Annotated in this window: 17 protein-coding genes and 1 pseudogene; 8 read left to right on the forward strand and 10 right to left on the reverse strand. The window is 70.7% G+C overall.

Going from position 1 to position 17391, the window contains the following annotated elements:
* Window positions 1-218: 218 nt before the first annotated feature.
* Together ACWDR4_RS44965 and ACWDR4_RS44970 are read left to right on the forward strand one after the other, a co-directional pair.
* Window positions 219-1418 carry an NAD(P)/FAD-dependent oxidoreductase gene (locus ACWDR4_RS44965; protein ID WP_450417346.1) on the forward strand — a complete coding sequence of 400 codons (1200 nt, stop codon included), beginning with the start codon at window positions 219-221 and terminating at the stop codon, window positions 1416-1418.
* Window positions 1419-1501: 83 nt separating this feature from the next.
* Complete coding sequence (locus tag ACWDR4_RS44970) at window positions 1502-2422, forward strand: RNA polymerase sigma-70 factor (protein WP_450417348.1); 921 nt, start codon at window positions 1502-1504, stop codon at window positions 2420-2422.
* A gap of 34 nt (window positions 2423-2456) precedes the next feature.
* Here ACWDR4_RS44970 and ACWDR4_RS44975 read toward each other — a convergent pair whose 3' ends face one another.
* The 5 genes from ACWDR4_RS44975 to ACWDR4_RS44995 all read right to left on the reverse strand — a co-directional run bounded on the left by ACWDR4_RS44975 (window position 2457) and on the right by ACWDR4_RS44995 (window position 6321).
* The gene (locus tag ACWDR4_RS44975; protein ID WP_450417350.1) at window positions 2457-3392 is read right to left on the reverse strand and encodes an alpha/beta hydrolase; all 936 of its coding nucleotides are present in this window, start codon (window positions 3390-3392) and stop codon (window positions 2457-2459) included.
* A gap of 133 nt (window positions 3393-3525) precedes the next feature.
* Window positions 3526-4335: an SAM-dependent methyltransferase gene (locus ACWDR4_RS44980; RefSeq protein WP_450417351.1), complete on the reverse strand. Its 810-nt coding sequence runs from the start codon at window positions 4333-4335 to the stop codon at window positions 3526-3528.
* Window positions 4336-4369: 34 nt separating this feature from the next.
* Window positions 4370-5056, reverse strand: coding sequence for a hypothetical protein (locus ACWDR4_RS44985; RefSeq protein WP_450417353.1), 687 nt, complete (start codon window positions 5054-5056; stop codon window positions 4370-4372).
* A gap of 194 nt (window positions 5057-5250) precedes the next feature.
* Window positions 5251-5496 (reverse strand): DUF397 domain-containing protein, encoded by a 246-nt coding sequence (locus ACWDR4_RS44990; protein WP_389356625.1) that lies wholly within the window; start codon window positions 5494-5496, stop codon window positions 5251-5253.
* Between the two features lie 3 nt (window positions 5497-5499).
* Window positions 5500-6321 carry a helix-turn-helix domain-containing protein gene (locus tag ACWDR4_RS44995; RefSeq protein WP_450417355.1) on the reverse strand — a complete coding sequence of 274 codons (822 nt, stop codon included), beginning with the start codon at window positions 6319-6321 and terminating at the stop codon, window positions 5500-5502.
* Window positions 6322-6621: 300 nt separating this feature from the next.
* On the opposite strand from ACWDR4_RS44995, the gene ACWDR4_RS45000 reads away from it, so the two are divergent.
* Window positions 6622-8091: a hypothetical protein gene (locus ACWDR4_RS45000; protein ID WP_450417357.1), complete on the forward strand. Its 1470-nt coding sequence runs from the start codon at window positions 6622-6624 to the stop codon at window positions 8089-8091.
* Window positions 8092-8148: 57 nt separating this feature from the next.
* Here the strand turns inward: ACWDR4_RS45000 and ACWDR4_RS45005 are convergent, their stop codons facing one another.
* Together ACWDR4_RS45005 and ACWDR4_RS45010 are read right to left on the reverse strand one after the other, a co-directional pair.
* A complete protein-coding gene (locus ACWDR4_RS45005) occupies window positions 8149-8688 on the reverse strand; it encodes a GNAT family N-acetyltransferase (protein ID WP_450417393.1) in 540 nt (179 codons plus the stop codon).
* A 528-nt stretch (window positions 8689-9216) separates the two neighbouring features.
* Window positions 9217-10053, reverse strand: a complete 837-nt coding sequence (locus tag ACWDR4_RS45010; protein ID WP_450417359.1) for an SDR family NAD(P)-dependent oxidoreductase — start codon at window positions 10051-10053, stop codon at window positions 9217-9219.
* Between the two features lie 370 nt (window positions 10054-10423).
* Between ACWDR4_RS45010 and ACWDR4_RS45015 the strand changes: the two genes are divergently transcribed.
* The 3 genes from ACWDR4_RS45015 to ACWDR4_RS45025 are packed head-to-tail and all read left to right on the forward strand — an operon-like array spanning window position 10424 to window position 12453.
* Window positions 10424-10843: an ATP-binding protein gene (locus tag ACWDR4_RS45015; RefSeq protein ID WP_450417360.1), complete on the forward strand. Its 420-nt coding sequence runs from the start codon at window positions 10424-10426 to the stop codon at window positions 10841-10843.
* Between the two features lie 43 nt (window positions 10844-10886).
* The gene (locus ACWDR4_RS45020; protein WP_450417361.1) at window positions 10887-11474 is read left to right on the forward strand and encodes a DUF6624 domain-containing protein; all 588 of its coding nucleotides are present in this window, start codon (window positions 10887-10889) and stop codon (window positions 11472-11474) included.
* A gap of 58 nt (window positions 11475-11532) precedes the next feature.
* Window positions 11533-12453 (forward strand): SDR family oxidoreductase, encoded by a 921-nt coding sequence (locus ACWDR4_RS45025; protein ID WP_450417362.1) that lies wholly within the window; start codon window positions 11533-11535, stop codon window positions 12451-12453.
* Window positions 12454-12460: 7 nt separating this feature from the next.
* Here the strand turns inward: ACWDR4_RS45025 and ACWDR4_RS45030 are convergent.
* Window positions 12461-13020 (reverse strand): annotated as a pseudogene (locus ACWDR4_RS45030) (hypothetical protein).
* Window positions 13021-13069: 49 nt separating this feature from the next.
* On the opposite strand from ACWDR4_RS45030, the gene ACWDR4_RS45035 reads away from it, so the two are divergent.
* Window positions 13070-13888 carry an SDR family NAD(P)-dependent oxidoreductase gene (locus ACWDR4_RS45035; protein WP_450417364.1) on the forward strand — a complete coding sequence of 273 codons (819 nt, stop codon included), beginning with the start codon at window positions 13070-13072 and terminating at the stop codon, window positions 13886-13888.
* Between the two features lie 131 nt (window positions 13889-14019).
* Complete coding sequence (locus tag ACWDR4_RS45040; protein WP_450417365.1) at window positions 14020-14715, forward strand: L,D-transpeptidase family protein; 696 nt, start codon at window positions 14020-14022, stop codon at window positions 14713-14715.
* Window positions 14716-14757: 42 nt separating this feature from the next.
* Here the strand turns inward: ACWDR4_RS45040 and ACWDR4_RS45045 are convergent, their stop codons facing one another.
* Both ACWDR4_RS45045 and ACWDR4_RS45050 read right to left on the reverse strand, forming a co-directional pair.
* Complete coding sequence (locus ACWDR4_RS45045; protein ID WP_450417367.1) at window positions 14758-15960, reverse strand: Gfo/Idh/MocA family protein; 1203 nt, start codon at window positions 15958-15960, stop codon at window positions 14758-14760.
* Window positions 15961-16007: 47 nt separating this feature from the next.
* Window positions 16008-17363 carry an ABC transporter substrate-binding protein gene (locus tag ACWDR4_RS45050; protein ID WP_450417368.1) on the reverse strand — a complete coding sequence of 452 codons (1356 nt, stop codon included), beginning with the start codon at window positions 17361-17363 and terminating at the stop codon, window positions 16008-16010.
* Window positions 17364-17391: the final 28 nt, after the last annotated feature.

Genomic DNA, 17391 nt, shown 5'->3' on the forward strand with positions numbered 1-17391 from the left:
CTCCGAGCACATCCGACACAGCAACCGCACCGACGACGACCAGTCCTCCGCGGCGAACCCCGCGTCGGACGCCAGCCGCTCCAACGCGTCCCGGATGGGACGGGTAGGGGCGGCGGGGGCGAAAAAAAATCTGCCGTACCTGTCACAGCCCCCGACCGACCGGTGTCTTGAGACCGAACCCCCACCCCAAGGGGCGTCGGCCAAACGGAGGAGACACCATGAGCGAGAACATCGATGTGGTCGTGATCGGCGGCGGCTACGCGGGCGTCATGGCCGCCAACAGGCTCACCCAGCGCACCGACATCACCGTCACCCTGATCAACCCCCGCCCCACCTTCGTCGACCGCATCCGCCTCCACCAACTCGTCGGCGGCACCGCCGACGCGGTCGTCGACTACCGGAAGGTTCTCGCCGACAAGGTCCACCTGGTCGTGGACACCGCGACCCGCATCGACGCGCCCGGACGCACGGTGACCCTCGGAAGCGGCGCCCCCGTCCGCTACGACCACCTCGTCTACGCGGTGGGCAGCCGCAGCGCGGCCCCGAGCGTGCCCGGCGCCGCCGAGTTCGCCCACCCGATCGCCGGTCTGGAGGAGGCGCAGCGGCTGCGGCCGGTCCTCGACGCCGCGCCCGCCACCGCCCCGGTGACCGTCGTCGGTGGCGGGCCGACCGGTATCGAGACCGCCGCCGAGCTGGCGGAGCAGGGCCGCACCGTGACCCTGGTGTGCGGCGGGACGCTCGGCCCGTCCCTGCACCCGCGAGGGCGACGCTCGGTGGCCAAGCGGCTCACCGCACTCGGGGTGACCGTGCTCGACGGCCCCGACACGAAGGTCACGGCGGTCACCCGTGATGCCGTACGGCTCGCCGGTGGCCGCGAGCTGCCGAGCACGGTGACGATCTGGACCGCCGGTTTCGGCGTGCCGGACCTGGCCGCCCGCAGCGGACTGCGCACCGACGCCCTGGGCCGCCTGCTCACGGACGAGACGTTGACGAGCGTCGACGACCCGCGCATCGTCGCGGCCGGGGACTCGGCGGCCCCGTCGGACCTGCCGTTCCGGATGAGCTGCCAGGCCGCGGTCCAGCTGGGCCCGCAGGCCGCCGAGACGCTGCTGAGCCGGATCGCGGGGGAGCGGCCCGCGCCCGTCGAGGTGGGGTTCGTCGGCACGTGCATCAGCCTGGGTCGTCGCGCCGGCATCTTTCAGCTCATGACCAAGGACGACACCGCCAAGAAGTACTACCTCGGCGGCCGGCCGGGCGCGAAGACCAAGGAACTCATCTGCCGGAGCATCCCCTGGCAGCTGTCGTACGAGGCACGCAAGCCCGGCGTGCGCACCTGGTGGAGCAAGGACGCCCGGCGCGGGCAGCTGCTCCAGACCCGACTCGACCAGGAGCGGACCACCACCGAGCCGGCGGCCTGAGCCACGGCTCGGCGTGTCACATTCCGAGCGCCGGGCAACGTCTCCCTGTAGAGGAACGGCCGTCAACTGCCAACGAAGACGAAATGGACCATGTTGTGGACGCACGCCCGAGAACCGATGAGACCGACCCGGCGACCGAGACGTTCGTCGCCCACCGCAACCTGCTCTTCACCGTCGCCTACGAGATGCTCGGCTCGGCGGCCGACGCCGAGGACGTCCTCCAGGAGACCTGGCTGCGCTGGGTCAAGGTCGACCTCGCGCAGGTCCGCGACCAGCGCGCCTACCTGGTCCGGATCACCACCCGCCAGTCCCTCAACCGGCTGCGCACCATGAACCGCCGCAAGGAGGCCTACGTCGGCCAGTGGCTGCCCGAACCGCTGCTGACCGCTCCGGACGTCGCCGACGACGTCGAACTCGCCGAAAGCATCTCCATGGCCCTGATGCTCGTCCTCGAAACCCTCTCCCCGACCGAACGCGCCGTCTTCGTCCTGCGCGAGGTCTTCGACACCGGCTACGACGAGATCGCCGCCGCCGTCGACAAGACCCCCGCGACCGTCCGCCAGATCGCCCACCGGGCCCGCCGCCACGTCGACGCCCGCCGCTCCCGCCACACCGTCTCCCCGGCCCAGACCCGCGCTGCCCTGGCATCGTTCCAGCGCGTACTGGAGACCGGGGACCCGCAGACTCTCCTCGACGTCCTCGCCCCGGACGTCATCCTGGTCGGCGACGGCGGCGGCATCAAGCAGGCGGCCCTGCACCCCATCACCGGCGCCGAGAAGGTCGCACGCTTCCTGGCCGGCGGCCTGGGCAAGAACAAGCTCCCGGTCACCGTCACCCCCACGATGGTCAACGGCAGCCCCGCACTCGCCGTACACCTGGACGGCGAACTCGACGGGATCCTGGCGATCCGCGTCGAGGACGCCCGTATCACCGGCCTCTACTACGTCCGCAACCCCGAGAAACTGACCCACGCTCAGACGGAGACCCCCCTCACCCTCCGATGAACGCGATGAACACCGGCAGCCACTGGCGCGGGCGTCAGTCGTCCGCCGTGGCCTGCCGTACGTGCCGGGCGATGAAGGCGTAGATCTCCCGGGCATTCTCGTCGTCGTTGAGGTCGTAGCCGTGGTCGACCCCCGCCACGTCATGGTGCTCGACCAGCGACCCCACCTGCCGCAGCCGCTCGGCGTAGCGCACGTTCTCCGCGTGGAGGCGGTCGTGCGCGGCCGTGACAATCAAGGCCGGGGCGATGCCCTTGAGGTCCGCGGTCTCCTTCGGGTTGGCGGGGGAGACCAGCCGGTCGGCGCGCTCGCGCGGGTCCGGGACGTACGCGCTGTCGAACACCTCGCCCATCCACGGGCGCAGCATCGGCTTGGCGATCGCCGCCCGCTTGTCCTTCGCGGGGGTCGCGAGGTCGAGCGGCGCGTAGTGCAGGACCTGGAGCGCGATCGAGGGGCCGCCCTCCTCCAGGGCCTGGCGTGCCACGGCCGCCGAGAGACCGCCGCCGGCGCTCTGCCCGCCCACGGTGAGCCGGGTGCCGTCCCAGCCGTGTTCGGCGCCGTGCTCGGCGATCCACCGGACCACGTCGTACGCCTGCTTGGGCGGCGCCGGGAACGGGTGCTGCGGCGCGACGACGTAGTCGACGTTGACGACCACCACGCCCGCCAGCGCGGCGACGGCACGGCAGAAGGCGTCGTCCGTCTCCGTCACGGCCATGATGAAACCGCCGCCGTGGAAGTTGACGTGCACCGGCGGGGCCGGGTCCTCGGTCACGGGCCGGTAGACCGTGACCCGGGCGGGGGCGACCGAGGAAGGGACCGTCAACTCACTGGTGTCGCGCGGGAATTCGGGAAGACGGGCGTGGGCCGCGGCGGTGGAACCCCGCCCGCCGGTCCGCCGGTCCGCCAGCATGACGAGACGTTGCACCGCCTTGGCGATGAGGGAGGCCACCGCCGGCCTGGCCAGGAGGGACATGCGGTTCCGTTCGGTCGGGCTATTGCCAGGAATCCTGTCGATCGACAGGCTGACATTAAACACGACCGTTCGGTACAGCGGAAGTCGCCCGGCCGCCCGGGGGCTCGCCCAGGACCCGTCCGCCGGACAGGTCCTACGCCTTGTACGCGATCCCCCCGTACACATCCGTCGGCTTCGGCGAGGTGCCGGGTTCGGGGCGCCACAGGGGGCAGGAGACGATGCCCGGCTCCAGCAGTTCCAGACCCTCGTAGAGCGCGTTGAGCTTGTCGGGGCTGCGCAGCACGTACGGGACCGCGCCCGTGTCGTCGTACCCCTGCTGGGCGCGCTTGAGTTCCTCGTCGGTGTCCGTGCTGTCGTAGTGCACGAAATAGCTGCCCGGGGGAAGGGCGGCCTGGAGGCGGTGCGTGATCGACTTGGCCTCCTCCCAGTCCTGGATGTGACCGAGGATGCCCATCAGCATCAGCGCCACCGGCTTGTCGAAGTCCAGGAACCGGCTCGCGGCCTCGATGATCTTCTCGGGCTCGCGCAGATCCGAGTCGACGTAGTCCGTGGTGCCCTCGGGGGTGCTGGTGAGCAGCGCCTGGGCGTGCCGCAGGACGAGTGGGTCGTTGTCGACGTAGACGATGCGCGACTCGGGGGCCACCTTCTGGGCCACCTGGTGCGTGTTGTCGTACGTCGGCAGGCCGGTGCCGATGTCGAGGAACTGGCGGATACCGCACTCGCGGGCCACGAAGGTGACCGCGCGGATCAGGTACACGCGTGAGGCCCGGGCCATCGTCTCGATGTTGGGGGCGATCTCGCGGTACTCGTCGCCCGCCTGGCGGTCGACCTCGTAGTTGTCCTTGCCGCCCATCCAGTAGTTCCAGATACGGGCGGAGTGCGGCACCGTGGTGTCGATCTTGGACAGTGCTTCCTGGTCGGGGGTGGGCCGGCCGTCTGTCATCGGGGTTCTCCTGACTCGCCTCACGCGGACTTCGCTAACCTACCGTCAACTTCCGTGCTGTCTGCCGGAGTTGGGGCTGGCGGGACGCGGGTGCACGGATGCGGCGACCCGGTTCGGCGGGCAGTTCGACCGGAGAATCGGCCGACAACTCGACTGACAGCTCGGCGATTCCGACGGTCACGACGGGCACGTGCTGGGCGAGTGTCCGGAACACCCGGGCGTAGGCGAGGGCGGCGGCCGTGGACTCCGACCCGTCGTCGCCGCGCTGGTCGCCGGACGGATCGCCGGTCAGATGGAGCATGGCGCCGTCACGTTCGGCGACCGCCTCGGCGAAGTCGAGCGCCTGGATCCAGGTCACCCGGGAACGTCCGTGGCGCAACGGCCCGTAGACGAGTTCCCCGACGATGCCGCCGTCGACGACCAGCCGGCCGGGCGTGGACAGCAGGTCGCGGTAGGGCAGCGTCGGGTCGAGATGGTGCAGACCGCCCGGCAGCCGCCGTAACAGAAAGCCGGCGCGGGCCAGTTCGGCGAACAGCCGGGTCCGGCGGATGCCCTCCTGGCCCTCGACGACCAGGGTCCGGTGCGCGGCGACGGCCGCCGCGACGGTCTGCGGAAGGCTCATCGCGGGGTCGTCCCAGCCCTGGGGGGAGCGGCCCGGCAGGGGAGTGCCGGCACGTCCGGGCGGCATGGCTCGACCCGGGGCGCGAGGCGGCGTACGCATGCCGCTCCCTTCAGAGTGATGCGTGCACGAGCGATGTGCGCACAGATGAGGTGTGCACAGTGGTGCGCGCGGTTGTGCGTCAACTCCCTCAGTGTGTACGGGACCTGCGCACGGCGGGAGTGCGCGTGCGGGTTGTCCGGTTGTGCGGGTGTGGTGGTGCGCCGTACGTCGGCGGAGTGCGCCGGCGGCTCAGGTCAGGCGATCAGGAAGTCGGCCTGGCCGGACTTGGCGCCCTCCAGGAACGACACCATCTCGTCCCGGGAGTAGACCAGCGCGGGCCCGTCCGGGTCCTTGGACTGCCGGAACGCCACGCTGCCGTCGGGCAGTCGCTTGGCCTCGACGCAGCTTCCGCCGTTGGTGCCGCTCCAGGGCTTGTGCCAGCCCTCGGAGCCGAGTTCGGACGCGGGCATCCCGCTGTGGATGGGGCCGTTGGTTGCCATGGTTCACAACTCCTTACGCAGTGCTGCCAGGGTCTCCCTGGTCCGAGCGACCGGCTCCGCCTGAACGGACATCCGGTCCAGTACCTCCAGGTACGTCACGACGTCGGCGGGCTGGTCGAAGTACTGCGCGCCGGCGAGGCTCTCCGTGTAGACGACGTCGGGCAGTTCGGAGAAGCCGAAGCGGAAGTAGTGGAAGGGGCCGAAGGCTCCGGGGTGCGGGCCGACGGCGAAGCGCATGATCTGGATACGGACCTTCGGGTACTCCAACACCTCGCTGAGGTGGTCGATCTGAGCCCGCATCACCTCGACCCCGCCCACGGGTCTGCGCAACACGGTCTCGTCCAGTACGGCCCAGACGGCGGGCGCCTCGGGCTTGTCGAGCAGATCCTGGCGCTTCAGCCGCAGGTCGACCCGGCGCCGGATGTCCTCGGGACTCTCGTTGGGAAAGCCGATGCGCAGCAGCGCGGCGGCATAATCGTGGGTCTGCAACAGGCCGGGGACGTAGTGGGGTTCGTAGAGCCGGATGACGGTGGCTTCGCTCTCCAGGCTCACATAGGCGCTGAACCAGTCCGGCAGCACATCGCGGTACTTGTACCACCAGCCCGGCTTGTTGGCCTCCCTGGCCAGCTTGAGGAAGTCGTCGACCTCCTTGGCCAGGACCCCGTAGGTGCGCAGCAGCTCCTTCACGTAGGGGATGCGGAGGCCGACCTCGGCCTTCTCCATCCGGCGGACCGTCAACGGCGTGACCTCGATCGCCCGTGCGGCGTCCTCGAACGACACCCCTGCCTGCTCCCGCAGATGCCTCAACCGCTTTCCGAGGACCATCCGAAGGACAGTGGGGGCACTTCCGCCTGAGCGGTTCTCGCTCACGTGGGACCTCCGGGGACCGCCGTCACAGCGGGCAGTGTGCCACGTCTTCGGTTGACACCGACAGGCCTTTGCGCTTCATTCTGAAATTATCAGAACGAAGGTTGCGAGCTGTGCCTGTCGGTCACCATAGTGATCGAGTGACCTGCCGCACATGGCGCGGCGGCGTCACCGAACCTCGTCCGTCCGCCGGGAAGTTGACGTCCCGGCAGCTCCGGACGGGTCCGAAGCCCCACACCGACGTGATGCGAGACCTGGATGGCCGCCGTGACGAACGGACAACCGAGAAGCCCCGGCAAGGGCGCGGGCGGAGTCAACAAGACGCTGGCGACCGCGCTCAAGGACGCCGGCTGCTCGTACGCCTCACTCGCGCACCGCGTCAACGAACTGGGCCGCCGTCAGGGCGTGGACACCAACTACGACAAGGCGTCGGTCACCCGCTGGCTCCAGGGCCAGCAGCCCCGGGGCGGCACACCCGAGTTGATCGCCGCGGTGCTGAGCGAGCGGCTGGCCCGCCCGCTCTCCCCGGCGGACCTCGGCTTCGTGCCCGACCAGCAACGCCCCGTCGTGGGCAGAGCACTCGTGTACGGCGACGACGTGGCGGAAACCCTGCACACCCTGGCGGAACTCGGCTCCACCGACATCTCCCGGCGCACGCTCCTCGGCACGGTCCCGTTCGTCGCGGGCGCCCTGACGAACCCTCAACGCGAGTGGCTGCTCTGGCTGCTGGAGAACGAGGGAGGAGCGGGTGACGGGGTCCCCGCCGCGGGCGGTGTCCGTCCCGTGCCGGTCGCCGTATCGGTTGCCGTGCCGCCATCCGGCGCCGCCGGTCCCGTGGAACAGGTCCACGCGATGATCGGCATGTTCGACGAGATGGACAACCACTACGGGGGCGGCGGGGTCCGCACCAGCATCGTGCACTACCTGTCCACCGAGATCATCCCCATGCTCCAGCAGCGCGGCGTCGCCCCGGCCCAGCTGCGCGAGCTGTTCGCCGCCGCGGCCCGCCTCGCGGCGATGGCCGGCTGGAGCTCGTACGACGCGGGGGAGTACGGGCTCGCCCAGCGCTATATGACCCAGGGGCTGCGGCTCTGCGCCGAGGGGCGCGACCGGGTGCTCGGCGGGCAGATCCTGGCCGGCCTGTCCCACCTGGCGACCAGCCTCGGCCGGCCCGACGAGGGCGTGTGCCTGGCCCGGGCCGGCCTCGCCACGGCAAAGGGTGCGGGCAGCCCGCTCGGCCTCATGCGGCTGTACGCCATGTCCGCCCGGGGACACGCGGCACTGGGCCGGGCCCGCGAGACCTCGGACGCCCTGCACGCGGCCGAGCAGCAACTGGCCGCGAGCCGGGGCAGTGACCAGGAGTCGCCCTGGGTGCGCTTCCTGGACCACCACTACCTGGAGGCGGAGTCGGCGGTGTGCTTCCGGGACCTGGGCTGGGCGGCCCAGGCGGAGGACACCGCGAAGCAGTCCGTACGCGCCCACGCCGACCGCCGCCGACGCCAGGCCATCAGCCGCTCGGTACTGGCGACGGCCCATCTCCAACAGCACCGCCTCGACGAGGCGCTGAGCACGGCCACGGAGGCACTCGACGCCCTGAGCGGCGTCCACAGCGAACGCTCGATCCAGGCCCTGCGCGACTTCCGGGGGCGGCTGGCTCCCCATCGCGGGGAGGCGATTGTGCAGGAGTTCGAGAGACGGTCACGCCCGGTGCTGGGGGCGGTGGCGTAGCCGGATCCCGGCTGCTCCGGACGGCAACTGGGCTGCCGGGGTCCGGGCCTGCCTGGCTCAGCCGGACGGCGTCACCGGAGACCGCAGACCGAGCCACTGTTCGGCGTCCCAGGCCTGGAACCGCTCCACCTCGGTGAACCCCAGTTTTGCCGCGAGGCGCATCGAGCGGTCGTTGGCGCTCTGGGTGGTGAGCACCACCGGCTCACCGGGAAGGACGCCGTCGAACCAGTCGAGTGCCGCCGCGCACGCCTCGGCGGCGTACCCGAATCCCCACGCCCGCGGCAGGAACAGATAGCCGAGGTCGGCCTTCCCCGCGGCAGCCGGGCGACGGTGCTCCGTCGCTCTCCTGAGCAGGGTCTGGCCGATCATCGCTCCGTCGAGATCGACGACGAAGCTCCCGGGCCACCGCGAGGGCGTCCCGGGCATCTCGCGCTCAAGCTCGTCACGGGGCTGGGGGCCACCGAGGTAGGTGTGCACCTCCGCCGAGGCGAACAACTCGACGAACACCGCACGGTCCCGGGCCTCGGACTCACGCAGCACGAGCCGCGCGGTCTTTATCGCGGCAGGCGGCCAGACGACCCCTTCGAGTCCAGTCATGGCGGGGAACTTACCGCACACCCGCGAGAGCGATCCGGGAGAGGAGCCGTAGGGGACCAGCGCCAGGTGGCTGAGCCGCCCGGCCACCGAGCCGCCCGGCCACCGAGCCACCGAGCGGCCGAGCGGCCGAGCCGCCCGGTCGTCGAGCCGCCGGGCCGCTGAGCCGCCGGGCCGCCCGGTCACCGGGCCGCCCGGTCACCGGGCCGTCAGGTGTCCGGGCCGTCAGGTGTCCGGGCCGTCAGGTGTCCGGGCCGTCAGGTGTCCGAGCCGCCGGGCCACTGAGCCACCGCGTGGGTGAGCCGCCCGGCTACCGAACCATCGAGTGGGTGAGCCACCCAGCCACCGAGGCACTCGGCCACAGATCCACCAGTGGCTGAGCCACTCAGCCACAAGCCACCCAATCACCGAACTACGCGGCCCCCAGCCCCCAGCCACCAGGCGGCCGGGCCACCGGGCCACCGAGCGCCCCCAGCCCAGCCCGGCTCGCTCACCCGCCCCTCTTCAACCACCCCCACCCCCACCGCCCCCTCAATACCCCTCCGGCGTAGGCGAGTTCTGTGCCCGGTCCACCGGCAGATGTGCCCCCGAGATGCCGCTCGACGCGTCGGAGAGGAGGAACGCGACCACGTCCGCGACCTCTTCCGGTGTGACGGGCTCGCCGCCGGGCAGTTCGGCGGTGGTGAACGCCGCGTACGCCTCCGGCTCCTCCACGCGCATCCGGTCCCAGCGGCGGCCGGGGATCAGCATCGAGCCCGGGGACACCGCGTTCACGCGGATGCGGTCGGGGCCGAGTTCGCGGGCCAGGGAGGTCGCCAGGTGGATCTGGGCGGCCTTGGCCGCGCCGTACTGCGCGTACGGTCCCGGTTTCCACCCGGAGATCGACGCGATCACGACGACCGAGCCGCCGCCGGCCGCCCGCAGCCCCGGCAGCGCGGCCCGGACGAGCCGGACCGTGTGACCGGCGTTCAGCTCCCAGGTCGCCGTCCAGTCCTGCGCGACCGAGCGTTCGAGGCGCCCGCCCCGGGAACCCCCGACACAGGCGACGACCCCGTCGAGAGCCCCGCCGAAACGTTTCGCCGCAGTGTCGGTGAAGTCCTCCAGCTGATCGGGCTCCACCACGTCCAGCACCTCGGTGAGCAGCCGGCTGCGGGACTCCTCGTCCAGGGAGGCCCGGAGCGCCGCCAGCCCGGACTCCGTGCGCGCACAGGTCGCCACCAGTGCGCCCTCCGCGAGCAGCAGCCGCACGATGCGCTCGCCGAGCCCCCGGGTGCCCCCGGTGACCAGCACCCTCTTGCCCCGTACCCCGGCCGGGCCGCCGGAGCGGTACCGCGAGCCGGTGGCCCGGCCTTCGTTCACGTACTCCATGAACGGGAACCTACCGCCCCCGCCACTACGCATATGCAACCGGACAACCCCCGCACTCCCTGTCCCGGCAGACCCCCGGTGCTGTTGTCTTCGACAACAGCCACCGGCGCTCCGGCGCACCGGAAGGAGTCCTCATGACGGCACCCGCGGCATACCCGCCTGGCTTACCCGGCCGTCGCCGGACCTCCGTGTACCGCGCCGGGTGGCGGACGGTGGACGACATCGGACCGGGCGGCCCGCGAGGACCGCACCGGACGGACCACCGGGACCGGACGGAACGCCTGGACCGCATGGACGACGTGGACACAGGCGCAGGCGCAGACGGGTGTGTGGACGGGTACGTGTACGTGAACTACATGGTGAGGCTCCCTTGATCTCCCTCAGCAGGCCTCGCCTGTTCCAGGTCGCCGTGGCCGCGCACCCTTCGTGTGCGGCCTGGGTACGGCGCACGGTGGCCGCGCATCTCACCCTCTGGCAGCTCTCGCACCTGCTCGACGACGCCGTCCTCGCGACGGACGAGCTGTTCGCGAACGCGGTCCGGCACGCGGGCGCCGGCCCGGCCGACGCGATCGCCCTCGTCCTCGAACACACGGAGCACGAACTGCGCGTCACACTGTCGGACCCCTCACCCATGCTGCCCCGGCCGCGTACGTCCGGCACCGCGGCCGAGTCGGGCCGGGGACTGTCCATCGTCGCCGCGCTCGCGGACGACTGGGGCACGGCACCGCCGGACCCCGGCACCCCGGGCAAGAAGGTGTGGTTCTCGCTGGTCACAGGAGAGAAGACGTGAAGGTCGTCGGGGGCAGGAGAACGGTATGAGGAGCGCACCGCCCATGGAGACCGAGAACGCACAAGGTCCGGCGGCAGAACCGCCACCCGCAGCCCTGGCCGCCCTGGCCGCCGAACTGGTGCGCAGGGCCGAGGAGGACCAGCATCTGACTCGGCGGGCCCGCGAGGACCCCACCGCCCTCAACCGGCATTTCGTCACCCGGTGCCGCGCCGCCAACGCCGACGCCCTCAGGGCGGCCGTGGCCCGGCGCGGCTGGCCGGAGGCCGGTCAGGTCGGCGAGCCCGCCTCCACGGCGGCCCTGATGATCCTGCTGCACACCGCCGACCTCGGCTTCCAGCTGACCTGCCGCGATCTGATCGCCGAGGCCGTGGCGGACGGCGGCTGCCCGGCCGTGCACCACGCCTACATCGCCGACCACTGCGCGGTCGAACTGGGCCAGCCGCAGTTCTACGGCACCCGCATCGACGCCGGCACGCTCTGCCCGTACCCGATCCGCCACCCGGAGACGGTCGAGGAACGCCGACAGGACGTGGGCCTGGTCCCGCTGGCGGAGCACCTGCCCGCACTGAGGCACGCCGTGAGCGGAATACCGGACAGCGGATGTCCGGAATTGGCGACACCCTGGACGTGACGCCGGTCCGTGGGCCGGGCCGGTCGGGCCAGTGGTCACACGCGGAGGAGACACGGACATGCGGCAGGACAGAGAACTGGCGGGCAAGGTCGCCTTGGTCGCGGGCGCGACCCGCGGAGCCGGACGCGGTATCGCCGTGGAACTCGGGGCCGCCGGGGCCACCGTCTACGTGACCGGACGCAGCACCCGGCGGCAGCGCTCCGAGTACGACCGGCCGGAGACCATCGAGGACACCGCCGACCTGGTCACCGCGGCGGGTGGCCACGGCATCGCCGTACCCACCGACCATCTCGACCCCACCCAGGTCAAGGCACTGGTGGACCGTATCGCCGAGGAGCAGAACCGGCTCGACGTCCTCGTCAACGACATCTGGGGCGGCGAGAACCTCTTCGAGTGGGAGAGCCCGGTCTGGGAGCACGACCTGGACAACGGGCTGCGGCTGCTGCGCCTCGCCGTCGAGACCCACGCGATCACCAGCCACCACGCCCTGCCCCTGCTGCTGCGCAACCCCGGCGGCCTGGTCGTCGAGATGACCGACGGCACCGCCGAATACAACCGGGACAACTACCGGCTCTCCTTCTTCTACGACCTCGCCAAGTCGTCCGTGCTGCGCATGGGTTTCGCCCTCAGCCATGAACTCGGCCCGCGCGGCGCCACCGCCGTCGCGCTGACCCCCGGCTGGCTGCGCTCCGAGATGATGCTCGAACACTTCGGCGTCGGCGAGGAGAACTGGCGGGACGCCCTGGAACGCATCCCACACTTCGCCATCTCGGAGACCCCGCGCTTCGTGGGCCGCGCGGTGACCGCCCTGGCGTCCGATCCCGACCTGTCCCGTTGGAACGGCCAGTCCCTCTCCAGCGGCGGGCTCGCCCAGGTGTACGGCTTCACCGACCTCGACGGCAGCCGTCCGGACGCCTGGCGTTACATGGTCGAGGTCCAGGACGCGGGGAAACCGGCGGACGCGAGCGGATACCGGTAGGGGTACCTCAGGTGCGGCCTGTCGGGTCCCCCGCGTTTCCGGGAGTCGGCAGGACCGGCCAGCGCGCCGAGTGGCCCGGCGGCAGGGCCAGATCGTTGCGTACGGCCGCGTAGTAGCCCTCGCGCCCGGCCCGTTGGCGCTCCAGCAACGCCTGCCAGGCCTGCGGATCCTCAGTCCGCTCCCGCAGGAACCGTTCCATCTCCAGCAGCGTGGCGACCCACTCCCGTTCCTTCGCCACCACCTCGGGGTCGCCCAGCAGAAGCAGTGCCTCCCCGTACGGGTCCCTGGCGACGGTGGCCTCGGCGATGAGCGGTGCCGCCTCCTCGGGGGTCAGCGGATGCGGGTGCGGGTCGTTGCCGAGGCTCGCCGCGACCCGGTACGTCAGGGTGACCGATTTCTTGAGCACCCGCGCGTAGTCCGTGTACACCCGAGCAGCCGCTCCTCCCAACGGGCCTCCCGTTCCCGGCGGAAGCGGACACGTTCCCCTCGTGCGACGGCCCAGTAGGAGCCGAGCGCGCCGATGACGACACCGATGAGCGCGGGGAGTTGCTGAATGAACGCGGACATGTCCGCACGTTATCCGCCCAGTTGATCTCCGGGACAGTACCGTCTGTCCATGACATCGTCGCGGCGCTTCGAGGGATACGGGGTTCTGGTCACGGGCGCGGCCCGGGGGATCGGCGCGGCCACCGCGCGGAGGCTGGCCGAGGAGGGCGCGCGGGTCCTGGTGACCGACGTCGACCTCGACGCGGCCGAGCGCACGGCGGTGGCTTTGCGTGAACGAGGCCTGGCCGTCGAGGCGTTCGTGTGCGACGTGGCCGACCGGGCCTCGGTCGAGGGCGCCGTCACCCACGCCGTGGCGTCCTTCGGCTCGCTCGACGTCCTGGTCAACAACGCCTACGGCTGTACGCCCGACGTCCCGCTGTTCGAGGACCAGCTCGACGAGACCTGGGACCGTGACCTCGACCTCACCCTGACGGGCGCCTACCGCTGCTGCCGGGCCGCACTCCCGCACCTGGTGGCCTCCGGCCGGGGCGCCGTCGTGAGCATCGGCTCCGTCAACGGCGTCCAGTCCTTCGGCAACCACGCCTACAGCGCGGCCAAGGCGGGCCTCGCCTCCCTCACCCGTACCCTCGCGGGGCACGCCGCCGCCCGTGGGGTCCGCGTCAACCTGGTCGAGCCGGGCACCGTACGGACGACGGCCTGGGCGGGCCGTGACGAGGAACTTGAGGCGCTGCGCGAGCTGTACCCCCTGGGGCGGATCGGCGAACCGGAGGACATCGCTGCGGCCGTCGCGTTCCTCGCCTCGTCCGACGCGGCCTGGATCACCGGCACCACCCTGCGCGTCGACGGCGGCCTCACGGCCGTCAATACCGGGTTCCGCAGGGTCGCGGAGCCGGGGACGGGGCAGAAAACGGAGCAGGAGACGACGTAGATCCCCGGCCGCAATGTCACCGTTTCGTCCCGGCCCGCGCTTTACCACAACCGATCACCCGAAACGCCGGTCTAGCTCGCAGACAACGCACATGACCACCCGCACGCAGTACGCACGAGAGAGGTTCCACCATGGGGGACGCACGCAGACGAGGCGCCGTCGCGCTCGGGATCACGGCGCTGGTGGCGCCGCTCACGCTGGTGCTCGGCACCGCCCCGGCGCAGGCCGCGAGCTGTACGACACAGACCGGCCCGTACCAGAAGAAGGTCGAGAAGTTCCTCGGACGGCCCGTCGACGGCGTGCAGTCGGTCGGTGACTGCAAGGCCATCCGCGCCTTCCAGAACAAGCACGGCATCACCCCCAACCAGGGCTACGCGGGTCCCGTCACCTGGGGAGTGATGGACCTGATGCTGAAGCAGCGGGCCGTCGGCAACAAGCCCAACAAGGCAGGCAAGTGCCCGACGAACAAGGGCCGTATCGCCTGCGTCAACCTCACGCTCCAGCTCAGCTGGATCCAGGACGGCAGCCGTCTCGTCTACGGCCCGGTGCCGGTCCGCACCGGCCGCAACGGCTACGAGACCCGCACCGGACTGAAGAAGATCTACTGGCGGGACATCGACCACGTCTCGTCCATCTACAACGTGCCCATGCCGTACAGCCAGTTCTTCGACGGCGGCCAGGCCTTCCACTCGGTCGGCCTCAGCATGTGGAACCCGCCGGGCTCGCACGGCTGCGTCAACATGACGAAGACGACCGCCAAGAAGTACTGGTCGCTCCTGAAGAAGGGCGACGACGTCTTCGTCTACGGGCGCAAGCCGGGCACCTGACAGCACCCGGCCGCCCCCGCTCCCGCCGCCGAGGAGCGGGGCTCACGCCTCGGGCGCGTCCCCGAAGTCCGGGATCTCCAGCCGAGCCCCGCCCTGCCGCGCCGAGTCGTGCGCCACGATGCCCGGCAGGGTGTAGCGGGCGGCGACCCACGCGTTCACCGTCGGCAGGGTGCGGGTGTTGACCGCCGTCACGAAGTCGTCGACCAGGAAGTGGTGGCTGCCCTCGTGGCCGTTGTGCAGGTTGTCGAACTCCCTCGGCAGGCGCGAGCGGTCGTGCACCGGGGCCGAGCCCGAGGTGAACGCGGCCCGCAGGTCCGGGGCGATGTGCTGGAGTGACGGATCGTCAGGAGCCATGGTGGGCTTGGGTTCCAGCAGCTCGCTGATGTCCGTGACCCCCTTCTTGTCCTGCCAGAAGGCGACCGTGGCGAGCTGCTCCATGCTCGCGTCCGTACCGAAGAACCGGAAGCGCGACTCCCGGATCTGCGAGGGGTAGCCGACCCGGCGGAACTCGTTCGTACGGAACGAACCGCCGCCCGCGACCTCGAACAGCGCGCTCGCGTTGGAGTAGTCGTTGCCGAACTGGCTGACCTCCTTGTCGAAGACGCCGTCGCCGCGCTCGTCCCGCACCCCGATCGCCGACACGCTCACCGCGTGCGTCTGCCAGGCGCCGAGCACCCCGCCCACCGAGTGCGTCGGGTAGAGGAGCGGGGGATAGCTGGCGGTCGCCTTCCAGTTCTCGCCGCCGCTGTACTGATAGGCCTCGTAGAACCCGAGGTCCATGTCGTGGACGTAGTCGCCCTCGGCGTAGAAGAGCCTGCCGAAGGCGCCCTCGGCTATCCGGTTGCGGGCGTGGACGGTCGCCGGGTTGTACTGACTCGTTTCACCCATCATGTAGGTGAGCCCGGTGGCCCGTACGGCCTCGATGATCGCCTCGATCTCCGCCGTGCTGACCGCCATCGGAACCGCCGAGTACACGTGCTTGCCCGCGCCGAGCCCCTGGAGGACCAGCGGGCCGTGGGTCCAGCGCTGGGTGAAGATCGCCACCGCGTCGACCGCCGGCGACTCCAGCATCGCCTCGTACGAGGGGAAGGTGCCCGACAGGCCTTCCGTCGCGGCCAGTTGGTCCGCCCGCTCCGGCAGGAGGTCGGTCACGTACACCTCGCCGACGCCCGGATGGGCGAGGAACAGCTTGGCGAACTGGCCGGAGAACTGCCCGGCGCCCACGATGCCGAGGGAGAACGTCATGGAGTGCGTGCCCTTCATTCGTTGTTCGACCGGTGTGCCGGTTGCCGTCACTGGTCGAGGATCAGGTTGATCTGGCTGTTGGTCCGGTCGAGGCTGGTCACGGACCTGCCGTTGCCGAAGATGTCCTGCATGGCCGGGTGCATCAACGCGAAGACGTCCGCCGCGTAGTTGGTGATCGGGTAGGAGAAGGTGGCGTACTCCTTCCCGCCGGCCTTCTCGTCGGCGACCGGCCTGGTGAACGCCGAGACGTCGATGCCCTTCTTCTTGTACGCGGCCACCGCGGCCTTCGTGCCGTCGGGCGTGGCCGGGAAGACGGTGCCGTAACTCCCCACCGTGCGCTGGCACTCGGCGGACGCCAGGTACTTGACCCACTTCTTGGCACCCGCCTTGTTGTGGGCGCCCTTGGTGATGGAGTCGGCGAGGCCGTTCATCATCGTGGCCCGCTTGCCCGTCGGCCCGGCCGGAGTGACGGCGGTGGCGACGTCCAGGCCCTTGAAGCCGTCGTACGACGAGATCATCCAGGCGCCGTCGAACGCCGCTGCCGCCTTGCCCGAGGCGACCTGGGTGTTGGCCTGGTTGGACGCGATGTTGTAGTCCGTGAAGGGGGCCATGTAGCCCTTCTTCGCCAGACCGAAGTACCACTTGATCACCGACTGGAAGGTCTTGCTGTCGTACTGGTACTCGGTGCCCCAGCGCTTCTCGTTCGTGTAGGTCCAGCCCGCCGAGGCGGCGAACGTGCTCCACTGCGTCTGGCCGTCACCGTCGCCGGCGCCGTTGGTGGCGAGGCCGTACACCTTGACGTTGGCCTTGTCGAAGCCGGGCTCGTCGCCCCGCTTGCCGTTCTCGTCGACGGTGAGGTGCGCGACCGCCTTCTCGAAGGTGCCGCCGTCCTTCGGGTTCCAGGAGAGGCCGTTGAGCTGTGCGGCAGTGAGACCGGCGGCGTCCGTCAGTTTGCGGTTGTAGAAGAGGGCGACGGTGTCCCAGTCCTTCGGGGCGCCGTAGCGGTGGCCGTCCTGGCCGATCCAGTTGGCGGCGAGGCCGGGCTGGTAGGCGGACTCGTCGATGCCGAGGTCGTCGAGCGGTTCGAGGACCTTGAGGTCGGCGAACTGGCCGAACTTCACGATGTGGTCGGTGAACACGTCCGGCTGGGTGCCCGCGATGAAGCTCGCGGTGAGCTTGGTCCAGTAGTCGTCCCAGCCCAACTGGGTGATCTTCACCGTCAGTCCGGGGTTCTCCTTCTGGAAGTCCTTCGCGCAGGCCTGGTAGGCGGGTTGCTGGTTGGCGTCCCACAGCCAGTACGTCACCGTGTCCGACGACGAACTGCCCGCCCCGCCCTGCGCGCAGCCGGTCACGAGGGACAGCACCAGGGCTCCGGTCAGCGCCACGACCGTACGAATTCGCATGTCCGTCCTCTCAGTTGACGCCGTCGAC

The sequence above is a fragment of the Streptomyces sp. NPDC000878 genome, from assembly GCF_053599695.1.